The organism is Saccharopolyspora sp. NPDC050642 (assembly GCF_040654735.1).
GTDB lineage: Bacteria > Actinomycetota > Actinomycetes > Mycobacteriales > Pseudonocardiaceae > Saccharopolyspora > Saccharopolyspora elongata.
The window spans coordinates 15,190-37,346 of record NZ_JBFAIN010000047.1 but is presented as its reverse complement, the minus strand read 5'-3'; the positions used below and the strand labels follow the sequence as shown (position 1 = coordinate 37,346).

Here is a 22,157-nt window from a genome sequence, read left to right as displayed (position 1 = left end):
GGAACTGACCGTGCGCCTCCCGATCGAGTCGCCCGGCGCTTGGGTCAGAAGCGGTAGCGGAGCATCCGGCCCATCCGCCGCATCGCGGTGATGCGCCCGGACGCGCGGATGGCGGCGCGCGCCGGGAGCGGGTACCTGTCGAGTTCCGGCGCATCGGTGAACGACCACTCGGTGACGAACCGCAGCCCGCGCACGCTGGATTCCAGCGCTCGCGGCTCATCGATGCCCCAGTGCAGGCGCGCTCCGGCGTGGACCACCGCAGGGTTGAAGCGGTTGGACACCCGGACCCCCAGGCTGCTGAAGGCGTCGAAGATCAGCTCTCCGCTGGGGAAGTGCCCCATGACGCGGCGCAGCAGCGCCAGACCATCCACTTCGGACAGGTACATCGTGAGCCCTTCGGCGACCACCAGGACCGGCCGGTCGCCGGGGATGCCGTCGAGCAGGCCGGGCGCGGTCACCGACGAGGCGATGGTGTGGTGGTGCGGGCGTTCCGGGAAGAGGCGGCGGCGCAGCTCGATGACGTCGGGCTGGTCGATGTCGTACCACTCGACGCTCTCCGGCGGGTTGATCCGCTCGAAGCGGCTGTCCAGCCCGCAACCCAGGTGCAGGACAGTCATGCTGGGGCGCAGGGCTTCCTCGACCCAGCGATCCAGCGCCTTGGCGCGCATCGCCACGGAACCGGCGTTGTGCGCGCGCAACTTGAACTTGCCGAAGTCGAAGTCGATGCGCTGAACGGCCTTGTCGGCGTGCCGGTCGCCGAGCATCGGGTCCGCCGACCGGTTGTCCAGCGCGCGCAGGTAGAGCGTGGCGAGCATCGTCGCCTGCGCGCCGGTCAGCTCGACCTTCTCGCGCTCCTGGTGTTCGAAGCTGTAGTGCAGCAGTCGCATGGCCTTGCGCAGCGCCGGGGTGGTGTTCATGACCTTCGCGATCGCGCGGTCGGTCGCGCGCATCTTCGCCACGGCCGGCAGGTCCATCATCGGCAGTTCCTGCCGCAGCCGGAGGCCGGGCACGCGCAGTTCGAGGGCGTGGGGATCGCCGATGCCCCAGTGGAAGGAGGCGCCCGTTCGCTGCAGGAACCCGGAGAAGCGCGCGGCCGTCACGGTCCACGGCAGCACCGCGTCGAAGATCATCTCGCCGATCTCGAAGCGCTCGACCAGCCGGCGCAGCAGGTCCACGCCGTCCGCCTCGGTCAGGTACATCGTCAGGCCCTCGGCGATGACCAGAGTCGGCCGCCCGGTCGGGATCTCGTCGAGCCAGTCCCGATCGGTCACCGATGCCGCGATGGTGCGGTAGTTCGCCGGGCCCTGCGGGTAGAGGCGGTTCCGCAGCTCGATCACGTCGGGCATGTCGATGTCGTACCAGCGCACGTCGGCGGGAACGGCGAGCCGGAACGCCCGGCTGTCCAGGCCGCACGCCAGGTGCAGCACCACCGCGTCGGGGTGCTCGGCGAGGTAGCGCCCCGCCCAGTCGTCGAGTTGCTTGGCCCGCAGGATCACCGCCATCTGATCTCCCGAGCCCAACAGCCTGTGGAAGTCGAAGTCGATGCGGTCGAGCAGCCGGTCCGCCGTCTCGTCGCCGAGCACCGGATCGGGCCTGCGGTTGTCCATGGCCCGGGCGTAGAGGGGGCCGAGGAGCGTCTGCTGAGCGCCGGTAAACCGGATCTGTTCGGTCACGCGGCCCAAGCTACACTTGTTTCACAAATTCGTGAAATAAAGAAAACGTATAAAATCTTTCGAGTGATCGACACGGTTGCTGAGGATGGGGACATGGCGGAACGCGCGGAGGACGAGGTGCTGCGGTTCGTCGAGCGGTTCGCCCTGGACCTGACCGGCGCCGGCTTCCCGCGCATGGCGGCGCGGGTGTTCGCGAGCCTGCTGGTCGCCGACGAGGGGCGGCGGACGGCGAGCGAGCTCGCCGAGGTGCTGGACGTGAGCCCGGCGGCGGTGTCCGGCGCGGTCCGCTACCTGGTGCAGGTCAAGCTGGTGGTGCGGGAGCGGGGTCCCGGCGAGCGGCGCGATCACTACCGGGTGTTCGACGACGTCTGGTACGCGAGCATCGTCCAGCGCGACGCGGAAATGCTCGGCTGGGAGCGGACCCTCGCCGAAGGCGTGGCCGCGGTCGGAGAGGAAACGGGGCCCGGGAGGCGCCTGGACGAGACCCGCCGGTTCTTCGAGTTCCTCCGTGCCGAGATCCCTGATCTGATGCAGAAGTGGCACCGGCAGCGAGAGTCGTGACCCTGCTCGACGAGTTCGGCGGGCTCGTGCACTGCGCAACAGGCAGCTGCCCTCGATGATCGGCGCCAGATCGACCTGATCGCCGAGGCTCGCGGAGATCTGCTCGATCGGTGCGCGCAGGGTAGGCCAGAGTGAGGCTGAACGGCTTCTGCTCGATGAAAGCGGTGACCTCTTCGAGACTTGGGTCCGGGTTCCCGTCGGACAGGGCTCGGGGATCCGGTCGATGCGGAAGGCCCCGCCAGTCCTCGCGATCGTTGTCGTGGGCCGGCAGGTGCCGGAGCCGGTGTGGCTCGACCAGGTGCTTGCTCGCGGCGCGGTAGGTGAAGTTCCGGCCGGTGATCGCGTTGGCCGGCGTCAGCGGCACGGTCGTCGAGCCAAGGGCCTTGACCCGCCGCAGCCGCGAGGGCAGAACCTGTTGGAGCTTGGCCAGCGCCCGATGTTCCTCGCCGCTAGGCGAAGGCAGGCCACGAACGGCCACGGTCTCCTCGCCGTCGAGCAGCAGGGACGGCATGACCTTGCCTGCGCTCAGGCGGTAGCCGCCTTCCGTGCCGATCGCCGCCTCGCCCAGACGGCCGAGCCTCGATGTCGGTCGATGTCGAGGCGGACGGTGCGCGGGCCGACCTGCAGGCGCGCGGCGAGTTCGCTGGGGCGCCGACTTCGCAGACGGCTGGAAGCAGAAGTGGCGCCGACGGTCGTCGACGCCACTTCCGAACTCGCGCGGATGCCTACGCGGGCGAGATGCCGCGGGCCTGCATCCAGGGCAGCGGGTTGATCTTCTTGCCGCTGGTGTTCCACACCTCGAAGTGCAGATGTGGACCGGTGGAGAAGCCGCGGTTGCCCATGGTGGCGATCTGGTCGCCGGCCTTCACCTTCGTGCCCTGCTTGGCCGTGATGGTGTTGACGTGGCCGTAGACGGTGATCGTCCCGTCCTCGTGCTGCACCCGCACCCACAGGCCGAAACCGCTGGCCGGGCCCGCCTCGATCACGACGCCGTCGGCGACGGAATAGATCGGGGTGCCCTTGGCGTTGGCGATGTCGATGCCGTAGTGCGTGGTGCCCCAGCGACCACCGAAACCGGAGGTGAAGCTGCCGGCTGCGGGAAGCACGTACTTCGGGGCCCGCGCTGCCTCCTCGGCGGCGATGCGGGCGGCGTCGCGCTCCTGGGTGATCCGCTCGCTCTTCTTGAGCTGATCCATCTCGGAGCTGACGTCGGTGGTCTGCGCGACCGGGAGCATCGCCGGAGCGGGAGCGCTGCCGCCGACGCCGGTGTAGGACTCGTCGGCCAGCGCGGTGTTGAACGAGGCCGATGCGTCCGACGGGTTGAAGTCGTCGTGGTCCGGGGCGGCGTGCCCTTCACCTGCGGCCATCGACTGCCCGGCGGCCGCGAAGGCGCCGGCTGCGACGGCGGCGACGACCACGCGGCCGCGCCAGACCGATGCGGGTGAGGAGCCCCGGGTCTTCGCCGGACTGCTGGAGGGGTCGTCGGGGGACGCCTCCGCACAGCCCGGGGAGTGTTCTTCGCCGCCGGGGGAGCGGTGTCGAGCCAATGCCTGCCCTTCCGTCTCGGGGAGCCGGATCACGTTTCCGGGCGGGGATCCCGGGGCCGGTCGGGGAACCGGCCGAAGGTTGTCCTTCGTGATCAGACCGTGACAACGGACCGGGGGACAGTAACCAAGGTGATCCCCTAGGGGCAAATCCCCGTCCGTGGTGTCGCGGCTACGGAACGTGCCTGGGAGGCGCGCGGCGGGCCCGATTGTCGGGGTCGTGTGGATACTGGGTGTGGTCGTCGCGCAGCGGAGCTGCCAGCGGCTTCGTGATCGGAACGAGGTAGATCGATCGGCCCGCAGCTGACGCGGACGTGTCTCGATCAAGTTGTCTCGCGGTAATGAAATGTGTCGCGAGTCACACTCCAAGAGCGGCTTGATGGGCACTCGGCGGTGCTCCGTTCGGTCGGTCCTAGGGGATGTCCCTGAGCGTGCGACCGGTAGGTGCCGCCGCCGTCCGGGGTTGCTAGCGTCTGCGCGGTGACTGCGCGGCCCGACCATCCGTCCGGCGGTTCCTCGGCTCTCGCCGCGAATCCGCAGCCCGATCTCGATCTGCCGATCCGACTGCGGGCCGCGATCGTGGTGGCCGCCGCCGGTGCTCTGTTCGTCGGCCTCGGTCCATTGCTCGGGCTCGTCGAGCCCGGTGCCTCGGCGGCGTTCCTGGCATGGCCCCTTTTGCTGGCGCTCTCCCTGCTCGCCCCCGCGCTGGCCTTCGTCTTCGCCAAGCGTGGGCGGCTCGGAACGGCGGCGGCCGTGCTCGTCGGCCCGGCGGCGCTCGCGCCGGGCCGCTTGGTGCTGGATCTGCAGTTCGTCGCCGACCCCGGTCTGGCCGCCAGGCCCGAGCTGCTCCGGGTGGAAACCCTCGACGTCCTCGCCCCTTCGGCCGGTGTCTGGTTGCTCCTCGCCGGGCATGTCGCGGCGATCGTCGCCGGTGTTCTCGCAGTTCGGGGCATCGGGCACGGCGATGAGGGCGCCGGTTCGCACCGGCAAGGCCTGCTCACGCTCGTGCTGTGCGCCGGCGTGATCGCGGCCGTCGGCGTTCTGATGGCGCCGTTCGCCTCCGAGGACCCGTACCTGTTGCCGCACCCGGCGCTGGACGGGCCGGTGGTGCTGCTGATCGGCGGCATCCTGCTCGCTGTCGCCGCGCCGAGCACCGCCGGATTCCTGGCGGGCTCCACCGACCCGGAGTTCGCCCGCGGCGGGCTGCTCGGGATGGCTGCGGCGCTGGCCTGCGTGGCCGTGCCGCCGCTGGTGTCCGCGGCGGTGCTCGACCAGGTCCAGCTGGCTTGGGGTCCGGTGCTCGTCGTGGTCGCGGTGGTCGCATTGGTGGTGCTGGCCGTGCCCGCCGGGCGCGCCGATTCCGGCGAGTCGACCGACGATCTCCGCCTGCCCGCGCTGACCCGGTTGATCACCGCCTCGTCCGTGCTCGCCCTGGTCGCCGGTGCGCTGGCGCTGCTTGCGGCGGCCGCGCCGCAGGTGGAGATGCCCTTCGGGCTGCGCGACCCGTCCCCGTACCCGGCGCGGCTGCTGTGGCCCGCCGGCTTCTTGCTGGTGGCGCTGGGCATCGGACTGCTGCTGCCACGCCTCGCCGGATGGCTGCGCCCGATTCTGACGGTGGTCTGGGTGGTGATCCCGTTCGCGGCGGCCGGGGTGCTCGACGCGGTGTTCACCGCCGTGCAGGCAGCGGACGCAAGCGCCGGGATCGGAGCCTGGGCGGCCGGGATCGCGGTCCTGTTCGCCGCATCCGCGGCGATCGTCGCGGCCATCGCCGGTGCGGTCGAACGCGACGACGTGGATCTGACGGAAATGGCGATGCACCGCATGGTGCTGGTTCCGTCGCTCCTCGCGCTGCTGCTCGGGGCCGGTGCGTTCAGCTTCCCGGTGCTCACCGCCCCGGACTACACGGCGCCCGGTGTGTTCACCGCCTTCGGGACGACGTCCTGGGGACTGGTGATCGCGCTGGCCGCCGTGGTCGGAGCGTCGGTGCTGGCGCCGATGTGCCGACCGCCTCGCGCTGCGGCGCTGCTCTGCGCGGCGGCGCTCGTCGTGGCGGTCCGGGTGCTCGAGTTCCCGCTGACTGCGGAACGGCTACCGGGCTCGGAGCCCGGCCTGGGTCTGTGGTTCGGAGCGGCCTGCGTGGTGGTGCTGCTCGGAACGTCGATCGCGGCCGCCCGAGTGCCCGGCGAGCGACAGTAATAAGGAACGGTTCCTGATCATGCCCAGCGGCCCCGGGGCGGAGTTCCCGCAGGTATGGGCGATGGTCGCTGGAGCAGCTGCCCGCGTCGAGCGGCGGGAGTGAACGCCCCGTTCGTTCCGGGGTCGGCCCACGCCGGCAGTGCACGCTGGCGTCGGGTGGATGAGGCGAACGGCCCGTTCACGTCATCTATCGGCGCCAACCAGTCCATCGCCGGCGTGACGAGGTCGTGTGCGCCACTGTGCGGAATCCGCACGGTTCGTGTGATCAGGGGAAACGCCGAGGTCGCAGAGGCGTGGGTGCTGGGCCGTTCGCCGCGGGCGGATCACTCGATCTGCCGCCTTGCCGGCGCGCGCGGCGCGGTCGACAATGCCTGGCACACCGTCACGGTGCGCTGTTCCGTTCGTCACCACGAACGTCGATATCGAGCCTGCGGAGCAGGCCAATCCCCGTGCTGGACGGTTCGACCAGGCCTAATGCCCAACCTCAGGTGAGGCAGTTCACCGGGTGCGCCGCCCCATGCGTCCTCGCAGGTCGATATCGTCACCGAGTCCGACACCGACGTCGCAGGAGAGTCGAGTGGACCTGTACGAGTACCAGGCGAAGGAGCTCTTCGCCTCCCACGGAGTGCCGACGCTGCCCGGCGCCGTGGCAACCGATCCGCAAGGGGCCAAGGCAGCCGCCGCAGAACTGGGCGGGCCCGTTGTGATCAAGGCCCAGGTCAAGACCGGGGGCCGCGGTAAGGCCGGTGGCGTCAAGCTGGCCGAGAACCCCGATGAGGCCGAGACCAAGGCCGAGGCGATCCTCGGCCTGGACATCAAGGGCCACATCACCCGCAAGGTGCTGGTCACCACCGCCTCCGACATCGCCGACGAGTACTACTTCTCGTTCCTCCTCGACCGCGCCAACCGCAACTTCCTCGCGATGGCTTCCGTCGAGGGCGGCATGGAGATCGAAGAGGTCGCGGCGACCAAGCCCGAGGCGCTGGCGAAGATCGCGATCGACCCGATCGAGGGCGTCGACCAGGACAAGGCGCGGGAGATCGTCACCGCCGCCAAGTTCCCGGCCGAGGTCGCCGACCAGGTCGCCGACGTGATCGTCCAGCTGTGGGAGACCTTCGTCGCCGAAGACGCCACGCTGGTCGAGGTCAACCCGCTGGTCAAGGACCCGCAGGGCAAGATCATCGCGCTGGACGGCAAGGTCACCCTCGACGAGAACGCCGCGTTCCGCCAGGCCAAGCAGGCCGAGCTGGTGGACAAGGAAGCGGAGAACCCGCTCGAGGCCAAGGCCAAGGAGAAGGGCCTCAACTACGTCAAGCTGGACGGCGAGGTCGGCATCATCGGTAACGGTGCCGGGCTGGTCATGTCCACCCTCGACGTGGTCGCCTACGCCGGCGAGAAGCACAACGGTGTGAAGCCGGCGAACTTCCTGGACATCGGCGGCGGCGCCTCCGCCGAGGTCATGGCCGCCGGCCTGGACGTCATCCTCGGTGACCCGGCCGTGAAGTCGGTGTTCGTCAACGTCTTCGGCGGAATCACCGCCTGCGACGCGGTTGCCAACGGCATCGTGCAGGCGCTGAAGATCCTGGGCGACGAGGCCACCAAGCCGCTGGTCGTCCGGCTCGACGGCAACAACGTCGAAGAGGGTCGCCGCATCCTGGCCGAGGCCAACCACCCGGTCGTGACGATGGTGGACACCATGGACGGTGCGGCCGACAAGGCCGCCGAGCTGGCTGCGGGGGCATGAGGCCATGGCTATCTTCCTCAACGAGAACAGCAAGGTCATCGTTCAGGGCATCACCGGCTCTGAAGGAACCAAGCACACCGCTCGGATGCTGCGCTCCGGCACCAACATCGTCGGCGGCGTGAACGCCCGCAAGGCCGGGCAGACCGTCGAGATCGAGGGCAAGCAGCTCACGGTCTTCGGCAGCGTCAAGGAGGCCATGAAGGAGACCGGCGCCGACGTGTCGGTCGTCTTCGTGCCGCCGAAGTTCGCCAAGGACGCCGTGATCGAGGCCATCGACGCCGAGATCGGCCTGGCCGTGGTCATCACCGAGGGCATCCCGGTGCACGACTCGGCCTACTTCTGGGCGCACGCCAACGCCACGGGCAACAAGACCCGGGTCATCGGGCCGAACTGCCCGGGCATCATCTCGCCCGGCAAGTCCAACGCCGGCATCATCCCGGCCGACATCACCGGCCCGGGCAAGATCGGTCTGGTGTCCAAGTCGGGCACGCTGACCTACCAGATGATGTACGAGCTGCGGGACATCGGTTTCTCCAGCGCCGTCGGCATCGGTGGTGACCCGATCATCGGCACCACCCACATCGACGCGCTGCAGGCCTTCGAGGACGACCCGGAGACCGAGGCGATCGTCATGATCGGCGAGATCGGTGGGGACGCCGAGGAGCGGGCGGCCGACTACATCAAGGCCAACATCACCAAGCCGGTGGTGGGCTACGTGGCCGGTTTCACCGCGCCGGAGGGCAAGACCATGGGCCACGCGGGCGCCATCGTCTCCGGTTCGTCCGGCACCGCCGCGGCGAAGAAGGAGGCCCTGGAGGCCGCTGGGGTCAAGGTCGGCAAGACGCCGAGCGAGACCGCCAAGCTGATGCGTGAGATCGTCAAGGGCTGAGCCCGATCTCGACACGTCCTTTTCGGGGCCGGACGCCTTCGGGCGTCCGGCCCCGGTGGCTGTCTGCATGCTTTTGTGCGGGGCCGACGGAATCGCGAGCGCTTCGCCGGAGCCCGCAGGAAAGTCCCGGTTCGGCGGTATTCCGGTACACCGAAACCGGTTGATTCGATACCGTCAGCAAGCTCCGCCCCCGAGTGTTGAAGCGAGGAGTCCGTCCAGCCATGTCCGCGCCCTTCCCCCAGTCGCCGCCGCCGGCCGCCCCGGGACGCCCCGGCGTTTCGCTCGGTCTCAACGAGATCCTGGCCTTGGTGGCGGCCGGCGCCGGTCTGATCGGCTACCTGATCGGTTTCTTCGACGGCGTCGCCGGCGTGGCGATCGGCAGCCTCGTCGGGTTCTCCCTGATCGTCTCCGCCGCGCTGGCGGGTCTGCGGTTCGTGCCGAAGACGCCGAACGCGCTGTTCGCGGCCGCGCCGCTGTCCGCCTACGCGACCCTCAGCCTGCTCCAGGACTTGGTCGGCGGTGGCTCCGGCGGGATCGTCGTGGTGCTTCTGCTGCTGTCCATCGTTCAGCTGGGTGCCGTGGTCGGCATCCTGCTGATGGAGGGCGGCATCATCAACGCGCCGTCGAAGCCCGCGCAGCCCCCGAAGCCGCCCTTCGGCCAGTCCGCCCCGTTCCAGTCGGGCAAGCCCGGCGGCCCGGCCGGTCCCGGTGGGCATGGCGGCCCCGGTGGTCCGGGTGGGCCCGGTGGGCCTGGTGGCCCCAGCGGTCCCGGTGGCCCGGGTGGTCCCGGTGCGCCGGCTTGGAACCAGCCCGGCCAGTTCGGTCAGCCGAGCGGCGGCTGGAGCCCGGCGGCCGGCCCGCAGTCCCAGCAGCCCGGCAGTTGGGAGCCCGCCTCCGGTGGCTTCCAGTCCCCGAACCAGCCTGGTCAGCCCGGACCGTCGGGGCAACCGCCGCAGTCGAGCCCGTCCGCGCCGCAGTCGAGCCCGTCCGGTCAGCCGAGCCAGCCGCCGCAGTCCGGCCAGTCCGCGCCGACGTCGAACCCGTCCGGCCAGCCGGCGCAGCCGAGCCAGGGTTCCGGTCCGCAGGGCACTCAGCAGATGCCGCACCCCGGCGCCAATCCGTCCAGCTTCTGATCCGTTCGATCCGCTCGTCGCGCGGGCGGCCTTGTCACCGGTTCGTGCTGGTGGCGAGGCCGCCCGCGCGGTGTTCGCAGGGGCTACCGCGGAATCGGAAGAGCGCTTTCGGCACGGAGCTCCGGGCGGTGACTCGCAGCATCGGTAATGTCCAATGTGGACGACCGTTATCGCACGATGGGCGGAAGCAACGGCGTGTTGTGACCCGTTCGGCGTAACTTCGATGCGACATTCGGCTGCGTGTCAGTGCTCGACTCGATCCCCCACGCCATCGCCGACGGTCCCCGCGAACGCCGGCACGGGATCCGCTGGTGGTTGCTCGCCGTGGCCGTCGGCGCCGTCCTGCTCGCCGGTTACCTGGTCGCCGCAGGACTGATAGCGCTGGTGATGGCGACCGCGGGCAGCGCGCAGTTCGACCCGGTCGTCGTCCTGGTGGCGGCCCTGCCCGGGTGGCTCGCGCTGCACCAGACCGCGCTGAAGATCACGGACGCGCCGCTGAGCATCCTGCCGCTGCTGCCCACCGTGCTGGTGATGCTGCTGATCGCCGCCGCATCCGCCTGGGTCGCGCGGCGATCCCGACTGCGCCGTCCGGATCAGGCATGGCCGTTGATCACGGCGATGGGGCTGGTGCACGCCTTCGTCGGCACCGCCATCGCCGTGGTGCTGGACGGTCCGGTGAACGCGGTCCCGGTTGATGCGTTCCTGAGCTGCGGGCTGGTAGCCACGATCGCCTCTGCGGCAGGCGTGGCGAACCGGTGCGGGTTGATCTACCTGGTTTGGGAACGGGTCGAGGCCGAGGTCTGGTCGGGCCTGCGCCTCGGCCTGTTGGCGCTGGCCGCGCTCGTCGCTGCCGGTGGAGTGGTGCTGCTGGCCGGGATCTGCCTGTCGGCGCCGGAGATGGTCGCCGCCCTCGCTCGGCTCGGGAGCACGGCCGGCGACGCGATCGGCGCCACGCTGTTGTCGCTGCTCTACCTCCCGAATGCAGTCGTGGCGGGCTGGTCCTTCGCCGCCGGAACGGGCCTGTCGATCGGGCGGCTCGAGATTCAGCCACTGCACGTCGCGCCGGGTCCGGTGCCGGACCTGCCGCTGCTCGCCGTCCTGCCGACGCACGATTCGGCGGCCTGGTGGGCGATCGTGCTGGGGTTGCCTCTGGTCGTCGGCCTCCTCGTCGGGACCTCCGCGCGCCGGGTGCCCGGGTCCCTGGCACGCAGGCTGCTCGCGGTCGGCGTGGCGGCAGCGGTCGCGGCGATGGGAACGCTGCTGCTCGCGCACGTTGCCGGGGGCGATCTGGGCAATGGTCCGTTCGGCCAGGTGACGCTGCAGCCGGTCGCACTGGCTGCGGCGACGTTGTGCTGGATCGCCATCCCTGCCGCCGCCGTCACGTGGCTGGCTGGGCCGGACCTCGACGACGAGCTCGGCGCGGACCAGGCGGATGCCGAGGAGACCACGGGTTCGACCACGGCGGGCGCCGACTCCGCGGACGAGGCGACCTCGAAGGACGACGCAACCGGCGATCCGTCCGATGCCTCCGCTTCGGACGCCGCCGACGACACCGAAACCGGCGCTGACGACGCCACCGATGTCGACGGCGATCGAGCTGGCACCCCGGTGGACGACAACGCGTCCGAGGCCGAGGCAACCGACGCGGATGCCCTGGAACTGGACGACCTGGTACCGGAGATTCCGCACGCCCGCGAGGCCGCGGAGTCCGAACCGCCCCGGAGCAAGCCCGCCGAGATCGATCCCACCGAATTCGACGGCGACCTCACCGGAGACGACCGGAGGTGAGGGCTGCGCCACTCGCCCGGGCCCTGGCGACGTCGGCGCCGCAATCAGCGCTTACGCTGCTTCGGGAGATCGTGCCGAGGCATGTCAGGAGCGAACGCTGAATCCGAGTACGCCCGACCAGCCGAGCGCCGCCGAGCACTCGAAGTCAACCCGGTTCGCCACCGACGGCCCCGCACGGGTCGTCGTGCTGGTGTCCGGATCCGGAACCCTGCTGCAAGCGCTGCTCGACGCGACCAGTTCGCCGGACTTCCCGGTGCAGGTGGTCGCGGTGGGCGCCGATCGCGACGGCATCGAGGGACTGGCCCGCGCCGAGCGCGCCGGGGTGCCGACCTTCGTGCGCCGGGTCAAGGACCACGCCGACCGCGCCGAGTGGGACCGCGCGCTGACCGAGGCCTGCGCCGAGCACGAGCCGGACCTGGTGGTCTCCGCCGGGTTCATGAAGCTCGTCGGCGCCGATTTCCTGGCCCACTTCGCCGGCCGGTACCTCAACAGCCACCCCGCGCTGCTCCCGTCGTTCCCCGGCATGCACGGGGTGCGGGACGCGCTGGAGTATGGAGTCCGGGTCACCGGCTGCACGCTGTTCGTGGTGGATGCCGGCGTGGACACCGGGCCGATCCTCGCGCAGGAGGCCGTCGAGGTGCGGCCCGACGACGACGAGGCGAGCCTCCACGAGCGGATCAAGGCCGTCGAGCGGCGGCTGCTGGTCGACACCCTGGAACAGCTGGCACTGCACGGCTGGACCGTGCAGGGACGGAAGGTGAGTATCCCGTGACCACGAACTCGCAGGAGCGGCGAGCAGTTCGCCGCGCGCTGATCGGCGTGTCCGACAAGTCGGGCCTGCTGGAGCTGGCCACCGGGCTGCACGCCGCCGGCGTGGAGATCGTGTCCACCGGCGGTACGGCCCGCACGATCGCCGCCGCGGGCGTGCCCGTCACCCCGGTCGAGGAGCTCACCGGTTTCCCGGAGGCGCTCGACGGACGGGTCAAGACCCTGCACCCGCGGGTGCACGCCGGGTTGCTCGCCGACCTGCGCCGCCAGGAGCACGCGGACCAGCTGCGCGACCTGGGCATCGCGCCGTTCGACCTGTTGATCGTGAACCTGTACCCGTTCGTGCAGACGGTGGCCTCGGGCGCCGCGCCGGACGAGGTGATCGAGCAGATCGACATCGGCGGGCCGGCGATGGTGCGGGCGTCCGCCAAGAACCACGCGAACGTCGCTGTCGTGGTCGACCCGAGCCGCTACGAGTGGGTGCTGGAGCAGGTCCGCGAGGGCGGCTTCACGCTGGCCGACCGGGTCGAGCTGGCAGCGGCCGCGTTCCGGCACACCGCGTCGTACGACGTCGCCGTGGCGTCCTGGATGAGCAAGGTGCCGACCGGGGACGACTCGGTGTTCCCCGGCTGGATCGGGGAGACCTGGGAGCGGCGCTCCGCGCTGCGCTACGGCGAGAACCCGCACCAGCCCGCCGCGCTGTACGTCTCCGGCGGCGAAGCGACCGGGCTCGCGGCCGCGGCTCAGCTGCACGGCAAGGAGATGTCGTACAACAACTACGTCGACGCCGACTCGGCCTGGCGCGCTGCGCACGACCACAGCGAGCCGTGCGTGGCGATCATCAAGCACGCCAACCCGTGCGGTATCGCGGTGGCCGATGACATCGCCGCGGCGCACCGCAAGGCTCACGAGTGCGACTCGGTGAGCGCGTACGGCGGCGTCATCGCGACGAACCGCGAGGTGTCGGTGGCGATGGCCGAGCAGGTCGCCGAGATCTTCACCGAGGTGATTGTGGCGCCGGGCTACGCCGACGGCGCCGTGGACGTGCTGAGCAAGAAGAAGAACATCCGGATCCTGACCGCGCAGCCGCCCAAGAGCGGCCGGATCGAGATGCGGGCGATCTCCGGCGGCATGCTGGTGCAGGGCTCCGACGCGATCGACGCCGAGGGTGACGACCCGGCGAACTGGACGCTGGCGGCCGGCTCGCCGGTGGACGAGGCGACCCTGGCGGACCTGAAGTTCGCGTGGCGCGCCTGCCGCGCGGTGAAGTCCAACGCGATCCTGCTGGCCGACGACGGGGCGACCGTCGGCGTCGGCATGGGCCAGGTGAACCGGGTCGACTCGGCGCGCCTCGCGGTGTCGCGGGCGGGCGACCGGGCGAAGGGCTCGGTGGCCGCCTCGGACGCGTTCTTCCCGTTCGCGGACGGCCCGCAGGTGCTGCTGGACGCCGGGGTTCGCGCGATCGTGCAGCCCGGCGGCTCGGTCCGGGACGCGGAGACCATCGCGGCGGCCGAGGCGGCCGGCGTGCCGATGTACTTCACCGGGACGCGCCACTTCGCGCACTGAACCCGGTGCACTGTGGACGGTGCGGTCGACTTCGGTCGGCCGCACCGTTTTCGTTTCGCCGGTCGCCCCGGCCGGGCGGTGATCGGTGCGCGTTTCGTCCGTGCGCATGGTTCCTTGCCTCCTCGGGTTGCGTGCCGCAGCCGTCGGCGCAAGGCCGGTGGCTACGGGCGATGTCGTTCGCCGTTCGCGGGCTCGCCGTGGGCTGGCCCGCCTGCTCGGTCGGCCGCCGGAACTGCTCGGACGGCGGCTTCCCCGCGAGCTGGAAACGCGGTCATGAGTCAAGTTGTAGCGGACATTTCCGCCAAGATCAGATGATCGAACAAATGTTCACCTGATCCGGTCGAAGCCCTTGACGCGGGTCGCTGTGCAGGGTTTACTTGACTTGTTCGAACTGAGGTTCGAGATAACGGAAGTGGCCGATGTCGGGGTCGGCTACTCCGATGGAACCGGCGCCGTGTTCGGGTGCAGGCGCAGCGCCGGGTCCACCGCTGCCTTCCCCGCAGCGGCTGAATGGGTGCCCGCGCCGGGGTCGGGCATCCATGCGGTCACGATGTGGGGAGGCGGCGATGTCCGCGATGGCGTCCTTGACGGCGCTGGGCGCGTCCACGGCTGACGGGGTGTCCGTGGGTGTGCAGGCCGTCGAGGCCGGCGGCATTCCGGGAGCGGGCCGGGTGCTGCCCACGCGGACGGAGCTCGCCGCCGTGCTGCCATGGCCAGGTTTGCGCCGTGGCAGCACGGTGGCGGTGCACGGATCGGTCTCACTGCTGTTCGCGCTGCTGTCCGAGGCGACGGCGAACGGATCGTGGGCGGCGGTGGTGGGGCTGCCCGGAATCAGCTTGGTGGCGGCGGCCGAAGCCGGTGTGGAGCTCGCCAGGCTCGCGGTGGTGCCGCAGCCTGGCGGAGACCCGGTGGGCGTGATCGCCGCGCTGCTGGACGGGGTCGACCTGGTGGCGGTGGGTGGTACCCGGCAGGTGGCCGACTCGGATGCCCGGCGACTGTCGGCGCGGGCGCGCAACCGCGGCTCGGTGCTGCTGCCGTTCGGTCCGTGGACGGGTGCCGAGGTGCAGCTGCGCTGCGTCGGTGCCGACTGGCGAGGACTTGGACAGGGCCATGGCTACCTGCGGGAACGTGCCGTCACGGTGCGAGCGGGAGGGCGCGGAGCGGCATCCAGGCCGCGCTCGTGCCGACTGCTGCTCCCGGCGCGCGACGGAGCGATCGGAGTGCCCGCGGACGAGCCGGGCGAGAGTGCTCGGCCGCAGCTGCGCCCGGTGGCGGGGTGAGAGCGGTGCCGCCTCGTCGACTCGTCATCTGGTGCCCGGACTGGCCGGTGGTCGCCGCCTCCCGTGCGGCCGAGCTCGGCTCGCTGGTGCCCGCCGCGGTGTTCGCGGCGAACCGGGTGGTGGCCTGTTCCGAAACTGCTCGCGGCAGCGGGGTGCGTCGTGGGATGCGCCGCCGCGAAGCGCAGGGCCGGTGTCCGGAACTTGTTGTGTGCGAACACGATCCGGCTCGGGACGCGCGGTTGTTCGAGCCGGTGGTGGCGGCGGTCGAGGAGTTGATGCCGGGCGTGGAGGTCGTGCGTCCGGGCCTGGTGGCGGTCCCGGCGCGGGGGCCGGCCCGGTACTTCGGTTCGGAGGAGGCCGTCGCCGAGCGCGTGCTGGACCAGTTGGACGCGCAGGTCGGCGTCGAGTGCCAGATCGGCATCGCGGACGGGCTGTTCGCGGCGGTCCTGGCGGCCCGGCGCAACGAACTCGTGGCCCCGGGCCGAAGCCGGGAGTTCCTCGCTCCGCTGCTGATCGAGGAGATCGACCAGCTCGCCGACAGGCTGCCGGGGCAGCGCACCGCAGATCAGGCGGAGCTGGTGGATCTGTTGCGGCGACTGGGGGTTCGCACGCTGGGCGAGTTCGCGGCGCTGTCCTCATCGGACGTGTCCACCCGGTTCGGTCAAGCCGCGTTGCTGGTGCACCGCGCGGCCGGCGGCCGGGAAGAGCGGCCGGTCCTGCGGCGCCAGCCGCCGCCGGACCTGGTGGTGTCAGAGGAGCTCGACCCGCCGGTGGAGCGGGTGGACGAGGCCGCGTTCGCGGCCAAGGTCCTGGCGGACCAATTGCACGCCAGGCTGGGCGAACTCGGGCTTGCCTGCACCCGGCTGGGGATTTCGGCCCGCACCGAGCACGGCGAGGAGTTGCATCGGGTCTGGCGCTGTGCGGAGCCGTTGACGCCGGCGGCCACTGCGGATCGGGTGCGCTGGCAGCTCGACGGCTGGCTGCACGGTCGCAGCGGTCGGCAGCGCCCGACGGCCGGGGTGAGCGTGCTGAGCCTGCGGCCGGAAGAAGTGGTCGGGTCGGGTGGTCTGCAGCTCGACTTGCTCAACGCCGCGACCGGGGAGGCGGACGCCCGCGCCGGACGCGCGTTCGCGCGGGTGCAGGGCTTGCTCGGGCCGGAGGCGGTCCTGACCGGGGTGCTCGGCGGCGGCCGGGACCTGCGCGATCAGGTGCGGTTCGTGCCGTGGGGCGACGAGCGCCGTCCTGCGCTGCCCGCCGACCGGCCGTGGCCGGGGCGCATCCCGTCGCCGTCGCCCTCGGTGGTGCCGGATTCGCCGTGGCCCGCGGCGGTGTTCGACGACGAGGGCCATCCGGTGGGTGTGACGGGTCGGCATCGGCTCACTGCCGCCCCGTGCCGCGTGGAGGTGTCGGGTGGGCGGTCGCGGGCGGTGTCCGGCTGGTCCGGGCCGTGGCCGGTGGCCGAGCGCTGGTGGGCGGAGCTGCTGGCGGGCGGCGCCGGTCAGACGGCACCGGCGGCGCAGGTGCCGGCGCGGGAGGTGGTGCGGGTCCAGGTCGTGCTCGAACCGGAAGCGGATCCGGCCGGGGACGGCGATGCAGAGGCGGGCGAGGTGGCGCTGCTCCTGGTGCACGAAGGGGGCCGGTGGTGGGTGCAGGGTGCCTATCGATAGCGACGAACACTCGTTCGAGTGGAGTGCGGCTTATTCGGTGGCAGCGGTGAATCGAACAGGAGTTCACTGGATTTCATGAGTTGGTTCAACCCTCCCCAGACCTGGTCGGACCTGGAGAAAGCGCTCTCCGGCCGACTGCCTCCGGCTGACGGGTCCGGCCCGCGCGACGAGCGGCATCCCGGCGACGGGAACGACAGCCCGGCGTGGACCCGGCGGCGCGCCAGGTACGAGGCCGACGCCGTCGCCGCAGTGGCGGCGGTGCCCTACGCGGAGCTGCACGCGCACTCCAACTTCAGCTTCCTCGACGGTGCGAGCCACCCCGAGGAGCTGGCGGCGGAGGCGGCTCGGCTAGGGCTGGAGGCGATCGCGCTGACCGACCACGACGGGCTGTACGGGGTGGTCCGCTTCGCGGAGGCCGCGGCGGAGCACGGGGTGCGCACCGTGTTCGGCGCCGAGCTGAGCCTGGGGCTTTCGGCGCCGCAGAACGGGATTCCCGACCCCGAAGGCCGCCACCTGCTGGTGCTGGCCCGCGATCCGGCCGGCTACGCGAGCTTGTGCCGGGCGATCAGCGAGGCGCACTTGGAGGGCAAGGAGAAGGGCCGTCCGGTGTACGACCTGGAGAAGCTCGCGGGCGCGGCGGCGGGGCACTGGCAGGTGCTCACCGGGTGCCGCAAGGGCGCGGTCCCGGCGGCGCTGGCCGAAAGCGGCCCGGCGGCGGCCGCCGAGTTGGACCGGCTGATCGGGCTGTTCGGGCAGGACCACGTGACGGTGGAGCTGGCCGACCACGGGCTGCCCGCCGACTCGGCGCGCAACGACGCACTGGCCGGGCTCGCCGATCGGGCCGGAGTGTCCACAGTGGCCGCGACCGGCGCGCACCTCGCCCGGCCGGACCGCGCTCGGTTGGCCGCGGTGGTGGCGGCGATCCGGGCCCGCCGCAGCCTGGACGACATGGATGGCTGGCTGCCCGGCTGGGCGGGCAACTACCTGCGTTCCGGCGCGGAGATGGCCGAGCTGTTCGCCCGCTACCCGGGGGCCGTGCAGCGTGCCGCCGAGCTGGGCCGGGAGTTCGCCTTCGACCTGAAGCTGGTGGCCCCGAAGCTGCCGCCGTTCGACGTGCCGATGGGGCGCACCGAGGCGAGCTGGCTGCGCGAACTCGTCCTCCGGGGCGCGCTCGACCGGTACGGCCTGCCGCAGGACGATCCCGCGGCCTACCGGCAGATCGAGCACGAGCTGGCGCTGATCGAGCAGCTGGAGTTCCCCGGCTACTTCCTGGTGGTGTCCGACATCGTCGAGTTCTGCCGGGAGCAGCGGATCCTGTGCCAGGGGAGGGGGTCGGCGGCGAACTCGGCGGTGTGCTTCGCGCTGCGGATCACCAACGCCGACCCGGTCCGCTACCAGCTGCTCTTCGAGCGCTTCCTGGCCCCGGAGCGGGACGGGCCGCCCGACATCGACCTGGACATCGAGTCGGATCGCCGCGAGGAGGTGATCCAGTACGTCTACCGCAAGTACGGCCGGATGCACGCCGCGCAGGTCGCGAACGTGATCAGCTACCGACCGCGTTCGGCGGTGCGGGACGTCGCGCGGGCCCTGGGCTACTCGCCCGGGCAGCAGGACGCCTGGAGCAAGGAGATCGAGCACTGGGGGCCGCTGCCGGAGGACTCCGAGATTCCCGAGCCGGTGCGGGAGCTGGCCGGTGAGCTGCTGGGCTTCCCCCGGCACCTGGGCATCCACTCCGGCGGGATGGTGATCTGCCACCGGCCGGTCGGCGAGGTCTGCCCGGTGGAGTGGGCGAGGATGCCCGGCCGCACGGTCCTGCAGTGGGACAAGGACGACTGCGCGGAGGTCGGCCTCGTCAAGTTCGACCTGCTGGGGCTCGGCATGCTCTCGGCGCTGCACTACGCGATCGACATGACCCTCGAACACCACGGGGTCGAGGTCGACCTCGGCGAGCTCGACCTGAACGACGACGCGGTGTACGAGATGCTGCGGCGGGCCGACGCGGTCGGGGTGTTCCAGGTGGAGAGCCGCGCGCAGCTGGCCACGTTGCCGAGGCTGAAGCCACGGGAGTTCTACGACCTCGTGGTGGAGGTGGCGCTGATCCGGCCGGGCCCGATCCAGGGCGGTTCGGTGCACCCGTACATCCGGCGCCGGAACGGCTTGGAGGACTGGGACTTCGAGCACCCGTCGATGGCCGGCGCCTTGAAGAAGACCCTCGGCGTCCCGCTGTTCCAGGAGCAGTTGATGCAGTTGGCGGTCGACGTCGCGGGCTTCTCCGCGGCCGAGGCGGACCAGCTGCGGCGGGCGATGGGGGCCAAGCGTTCCGAGGAGCGGATGGAGCGGCTCCGGGGGCGGTTGTTCGAGGGGATGGCGGCCAAGGGCATTTCCGGGGAACTGGCCGAGCGGATCTACCAGCGGATGCTGGCCTTCGCGAACTACGGCTTCCCGGAGAGCCATGCCCTGAGCTTCGCGCTGCTGGTGTTCGCCAGCGCGTGGTTCAAGCACTACTACCCGGCTGTGTTCTGCGCCGCGCTGCTCAAGGCCCAGCCGATGGGCTTCTACTCGCCGCAGTCGCTGGTCGCCGACGCCCGCAGGCATGGGGTGCGGGTGCGCGGGCCTGATGTCAACGCTAGTCGCGCCCAGGCCGATTTGGAGCCGGACACCGACAGCGAGGGCAAGCGAGCGGTGCGCCTGGGGTTGGCTTCCGTGCGCAAGCTCGGCGAGAGCGCTGCCGAGCGATTAGTCATGGAGCGCGCGGAGCGCGGCCCGTACGTCGACATGGCCGATGTGGCGCGCCGAACGCAGCTGACTGCCGCGCAGATGGAGGCGCTGGCGACGGCGGGGGCGTTCGGCTGCTTCGGCCTGTCCCGGCGGGAGGCGTTGTGGAACGCCGCCGCCGCTGCCGGCGATCGGCCGGATCGGTTACCGGGCACCACCGCGTCGGCCGCCGCCCCGGCGCTGCCGGGGATGGACGGCGTAGAGGTGGCCGCTGCGGACGTGTGGGCCACCGGGGTGTCGCCGGACAGCTTCCCGCTGCAGTTCGTCCGAGCCAGATTGGACGAACTGGGCGCGATCCCGGCGGAGCGACTGTCCGAAGTGGAGCACGGCTCCCGGGTGCTGGTGGGTGGTGCGGTGACCCACCGGCAACGACCGGCCACGGCGGGCGGCATCACGTTCCTGAACCTGGAGGACGAGACCGGCATGGTCAACGTCATGTGTTCACCGGGTTTGTGGGCGCGCTACCGGAAAGTCGGGCGTACCAGCGCCGCGTTGCTGGTGCGCGGAATCGTCGAACGAGCGGAAGGAGTGATCAATTTGAGAGCTGACCGGCTGCAGAAGCTGGAAGTGCGCATCCCCTCGACCTCGCGTGACTTCCACTAGCTGCGGCGAGCCTCGCATCTCGCTGGTGACTGCGGCCACCGAACCGGGGCGTCGACCATGCCCGACCGGCAGCGGAAGGACACTTCTCCCTCCCAGAGTGTTGTTCCCCAATCTGACCGGCGGACGCTGGAAACGCCAAGAGCCCGGGCACGACGTGCGTGCCGGCATGCCGTGCCCGGGCCCGTTCGGCCCTCACAGCGCCCTGCTGGAAGGAAACGGGCTGGTGCTGTGGAGAAATTCGGAACCGTCGCCGCGATATGCCAGAGGCCGAGGTCGCCACCGAAGGCTCAACGCGTTGATGGATACGGGGGATCTCTCGTCGTTGCGCAGGATGCCCGGGAGTGGAATGAGCACGCGCGGAGCGGGCCTCGCACTACTGGTAGCCGCCAAGGACTGGTGAACTCGACCCTCGTCGAGCAGGCGTCCGATCTGGACGAACGGAACTACCCCGGTGACCTCGGCACCATGGAGATGAACCTGACCGCGATCGAGCACATCGCTCGGACCTGCGCGGAGCGGGGCGTCCACTCCGACCTGCCGCGGCAGATGGCGACGATCGCCGAGCGGGCGATCGCTGAGGGCCACGGCGACAAGAACTACCTGGCGGTGTTCGAGATCTTCAAGAAGCCGACGCCGGCCTCGTGACCATCGTGCGCTGGGCGGCGTGGTGGGCGATCAGGCGATGCCGCAGCGGCGGATCGCCAGCAGGGCGTAGGCGCGCGCAGCCCGTTCCAGCTCCGCGATCGCGACGTGCTCGTCGTGCGCGTGTGCGTAGCGGATGTCTCCGGGTCCGTACTGGAGCGTCGGAACTCCGGCGGCCGCGTAAAGCCGCAGGTCCGTTCCGTACGGGGCACCCACCGCCGTTGGGCGGGGCGCTCCGGCTGCTGCTGCGGCGTCCTGGGTTTCGGCGAGGAGCCGGTGTCCTTCGGGCAGCCGTCCGCTGGCGAACATCCCGCCGGGCCAGCTCACCCGCACCGGGTGTTCCGAGAGCCACGGGTCGGCGGTGCAGGCCTGCGCGACGGCGGCCTCGAACTCGGCCTTGGCGGCGGGGATCGACTCGTCGAGCCGCACGCCGTAGCGGCCTTCGGCGATCGCGAGATCCGGCACCGTGCTGGCCCAGTCGCCGGCCCTCGCCATGCCGATCGACAGCGGGTACGGCACTTCCAGGTGCGCCACCAGCGGGTCGGGGTCGGCGTTGCGGCGGGCCTCCAGTTCGCGCAGTGCCGGAAGCAGGGCGGCGAGCTTGTCCAGCGCGCTCACGCCGCGGTAGCGGGTGGAACCGTGGGTGCTCTGACCGGTGACTTCGAGCCGGAATGTGAGAGAGCCGCCGTTCGCGGCCACGATCGTGCCCGAGCTCGGCTCTGCCAGGACGCACGCGGCCCCGCGATGGCCTCGCTGGAGCGTCGCGAACGCCCCCAGGCCGCCATCCTCCTCACCGACGACGGTGTGCACAGCCACCGGCTGGGCGAGCCGGATCCCGGCGGCGCGCAGGGCTTGCAGCGCACCGAAGATCGCGGCCAGTCCGCCCTTCATGTCGCAGGTGCCCCGGCCGGCGGCGATGCCGTCCGCGACGCGCAATGCGTACGGGTCGCGGTTCGGCCACCGGTCGAGATCGCCGGGTGGGACGACGTCCGTGTGCCCGCAGAAGATCAGTGCGGGCTCCGGGCCGTCCCCGTGCACGCCGACGCAGCCGTAGGCGACGTCGCGGTCGGCTTCCTGCCCGGGGAAGCCGGGCTCCTCGGCGAGGGCAGGGACGTCGATGCGCCAGTGGTCCACCCGGTGCCCCAGCGAGCCGAGCCTGTCGGCGCACCACTGCTGGGCGTCGTGTTCACCGCTGGTGCCGCCGACGCTGGGGATCGCGACGAGTTCTCGCAGGTCGTCCAGAATCCCGTTCACGTCCACCGCGTCGAGCACACGACGTTCGAGGTCGGAGGGGGTATGCGCGCCGTTCACGTTTCGAGTGTGTCGTA

The 22,157-nt window shown here is 71.1% G+C and carries 15 protein-coding genes; 12 read left to right on the top strand and 3 right to left on the bottom strand.

The window, feature by feature from the left end; all coding sequences use genetic code 11:
* Nucleotides 1-44 precede the first annotated feature (44 nt).
* Nucleotides 45-1,673 (bottom strand): class I SAM-dependent methyltransferase, encoded by a 1,629-nt coding sequence (locus tag AB0H93_RS39000; RefSeq protein ID WP_358580689.1) that lies wholly within the window; start codon nucleotides 1,671-1,673, stop codon nucleotides 45-47.
* Nucleotides 1,674-1,766: 93 nt separating this feature from the next.
* Between AB0H93_RS39000 and AB0H93_RS38995 the strand changes: the two genes are divergently transcribed.
* Nucleotides 1,767-2,234 carry a MarR family transcriptional regulator gene (locus tag AB0H93_RS38995; protein ID WP_358580686.1) on the top strand — a complete coding sequence of 156 codons (468 nt, stop codon included), beginning with the start codon at nucleotides 1,767-1,769 and terminating at the stop codon, nucleotides 2,232-2,234.
* Nucleotides 2,235-2,959: 725 nt separating this feature from the next.
* Here the strand turns inward: AB0H93_RS38995 and AB0H93_RS38990 are convergent.
* The gene (locus AB0H93_RS38990; protein ID WP_358580684.1) at nucleotides 2,960-3,781 is read right to left on the bottom strand and encodes a M23 family metallopeptidase; all 822 of its coding nucleotides are present in this window, start codon (nucleotides 3,779-3,781) and stop codon (nucleotides 2,960-2,962) included.
* A gap of 477 nt (nucleotides 3,782-4,258) precedes the next feature.
* Here AB0H93_RS38990 and AB0H93_RS38985 point away from each other — a divergent pair, with 477 nt between their 5' ends.
* The 11 genes from AB0H93_RS38985 to AB0H93_RS38935 all read left to right on the top strand — a co-directional run bounded on the left by AB0H93_RS38985 (nucleotide 4,259) and on the right by AB0H93_RS38935 (nucleotide 20,832).
* A complete protein-coding gene (locus AB0H93_RS38985) occupies nucleotides 4,259-5,974 on the top strand; it encodes a hypothetical protein (protein ID WP_358580682.1) in 1,716 nt (571 codons plus the stop codon).
* 577 nt (nucleotides 5,975-6,551) lie between these two features.
* Nucleotides 6,552-7,718 (top strand): ADP-forming succinate--CoA ligase subunit beta, encoded by a 1,167-nt coding sequence (sucC, locus tag AB0H93_RS38980; protein WP_358580679.1) that lies wholly within the window; start codon nucleotides 6,552-6,554, stop codon nucleotides 7,716-7,718.
* A 4-nt stretch (nucleotides 7,719-7,722) separates the two neighbouring features.
* Nucleotides 7,723-8,607: a succinate--CoA ligase subunit alpha gene (gene sucD / locus AB0H93_RS38975; RefSeq protein ID WP_358580676.1), complete on the top strand. Its 885-nt coding sequence runs from the start codon at nucleotides 7,723-7,725 to the stop codon at nucleotides 8,605-8,607.
* Between the two features lie 221 nt (nucleotides 8,608-8,828).
* The gene (locus AB0H93_RS38970) at nucleotides 8,829-9,740 is read left to right on the top strand and encodes a DUF5336 domain-containing protein (RefSeq protein ID WP_358580673.1); all 912 of its coding nucleotides are present in this window, start codon (nucleotides 8,829-8,831) and stop codon (nucleotides 9,738-9,740) included.
* A 240-nt stretch (nucleotides 9,741-9,980) separates the two neighbouring features.
* The gene (locus tag AB0H93_RS38965) at nucleotides 9,981-11,528 is read left to right on the top strand and encodes a DUF6350 family protein (RefSeq protein ID WP_358580671.1); all 1,548 of its coding nucleotides are present in this window, start codon (nucleotides 9,981-9,983) and stop codon (nucleotides 11,526-11,528) included.
* A 190-nt stretch (nucleotides 11,529-11,718) separates the two neighbouring features.
* Complete coding sequence (gene purN, locus AB0H93_RS38960) at nucleotides 11,719-12,300, top strand: phosphoribosylglycinamide formyltransferase (protein ID WP_358580668.1); 582 nt, start codon at nucleotides 11,719-11,721, stop codon at nucleotides 12,298-12,300.
* Nucleotides 12,297-13,862, top strand: a complete 1,566-nt coding sequence (gene purH / locus AB0H93_RS38955) for a bifunctional phosphoribosylaminoimidazolecarboxamide formyltransferase/IMP cyclohydrolase (protein WP_358580666.1) — start codon at nucleotides 12,297-12,299, stop codon at nucleotides 13,860-13,862. The genes purN and purH overlap by 4 nt, the downstream gene beginning before the upstream one ends.
* 566 nt (nucleotides 13,863-14,428) lie before the next feature.
* Nucleotides 14,429-15,142, top strand: a complete 714-nt coding sequence (locus AB0H93_RS38950) for a hypothetical protein (protein WP_358580664.1) — start codon at nucleotides 14,429-14,431, stop codon at nucleotides 15,140-15,142.
* Nucleotides 15,139-16,809, top strand: coding sequence for a DNA polymerase Y family protein (locus tag AB0H93_RS38945; protein ID WP_358580663.1), 1,671 nt, complete (start codon nucleotides 15,139-15,141; stop codon nucleotides 16,807-16,809). Before AB0H93_RS38950 ends, AB0H93_RS38945 begins: the two co-directional genes overlap by 4 nt.
* 75 nt (nucleotides 16,810-16,884) lie before the next feature.
* Nucleotides 16,885-20,187 (top strand): error-prone DNA polymerase, encoded by a 3,303-nt coding sequence (locus tag AB0H93_RS38940; protein WP_358580657.1) that lies wholly within the window; start codon nucleotides 16,885-16,887, stop codon nucleotides 20,185-20,187.
* 396 nt (nucleotides 20,188-20,583) lie between these two features.
* Nucleotides 20,584-20,832: a hypothetical protein gene (locus tag AB0H93_RS38935; RefSeq protein WP_358580655.1), complete on the top strand. Its 249-nt coding sequence runs from the start codon at nucleotides 20,584-20,586 to the stop codon at nucleotides 20,830-20,832.
* A 30-nt stretch (nucleotides 20,833-20,862) separates the two neighbouring features.
* On the opposite strand, the gene AB0H93_RS38930 is transcribed toward AB0H93_RS38935, so the two are convergent.
* A complete protein-coding gene (locus tag AB0H93_RS38930) occupies nucleotides 20,863-22,140 on the bottom strand; it encodes an ArgE/DapE family deacylase (protein ID WP_358580653.1) in 1,278 nt (425 codons plus the stop codon).
* Nucleotides 22,141-22,157 lie beyond the last annotated feature (17 nt).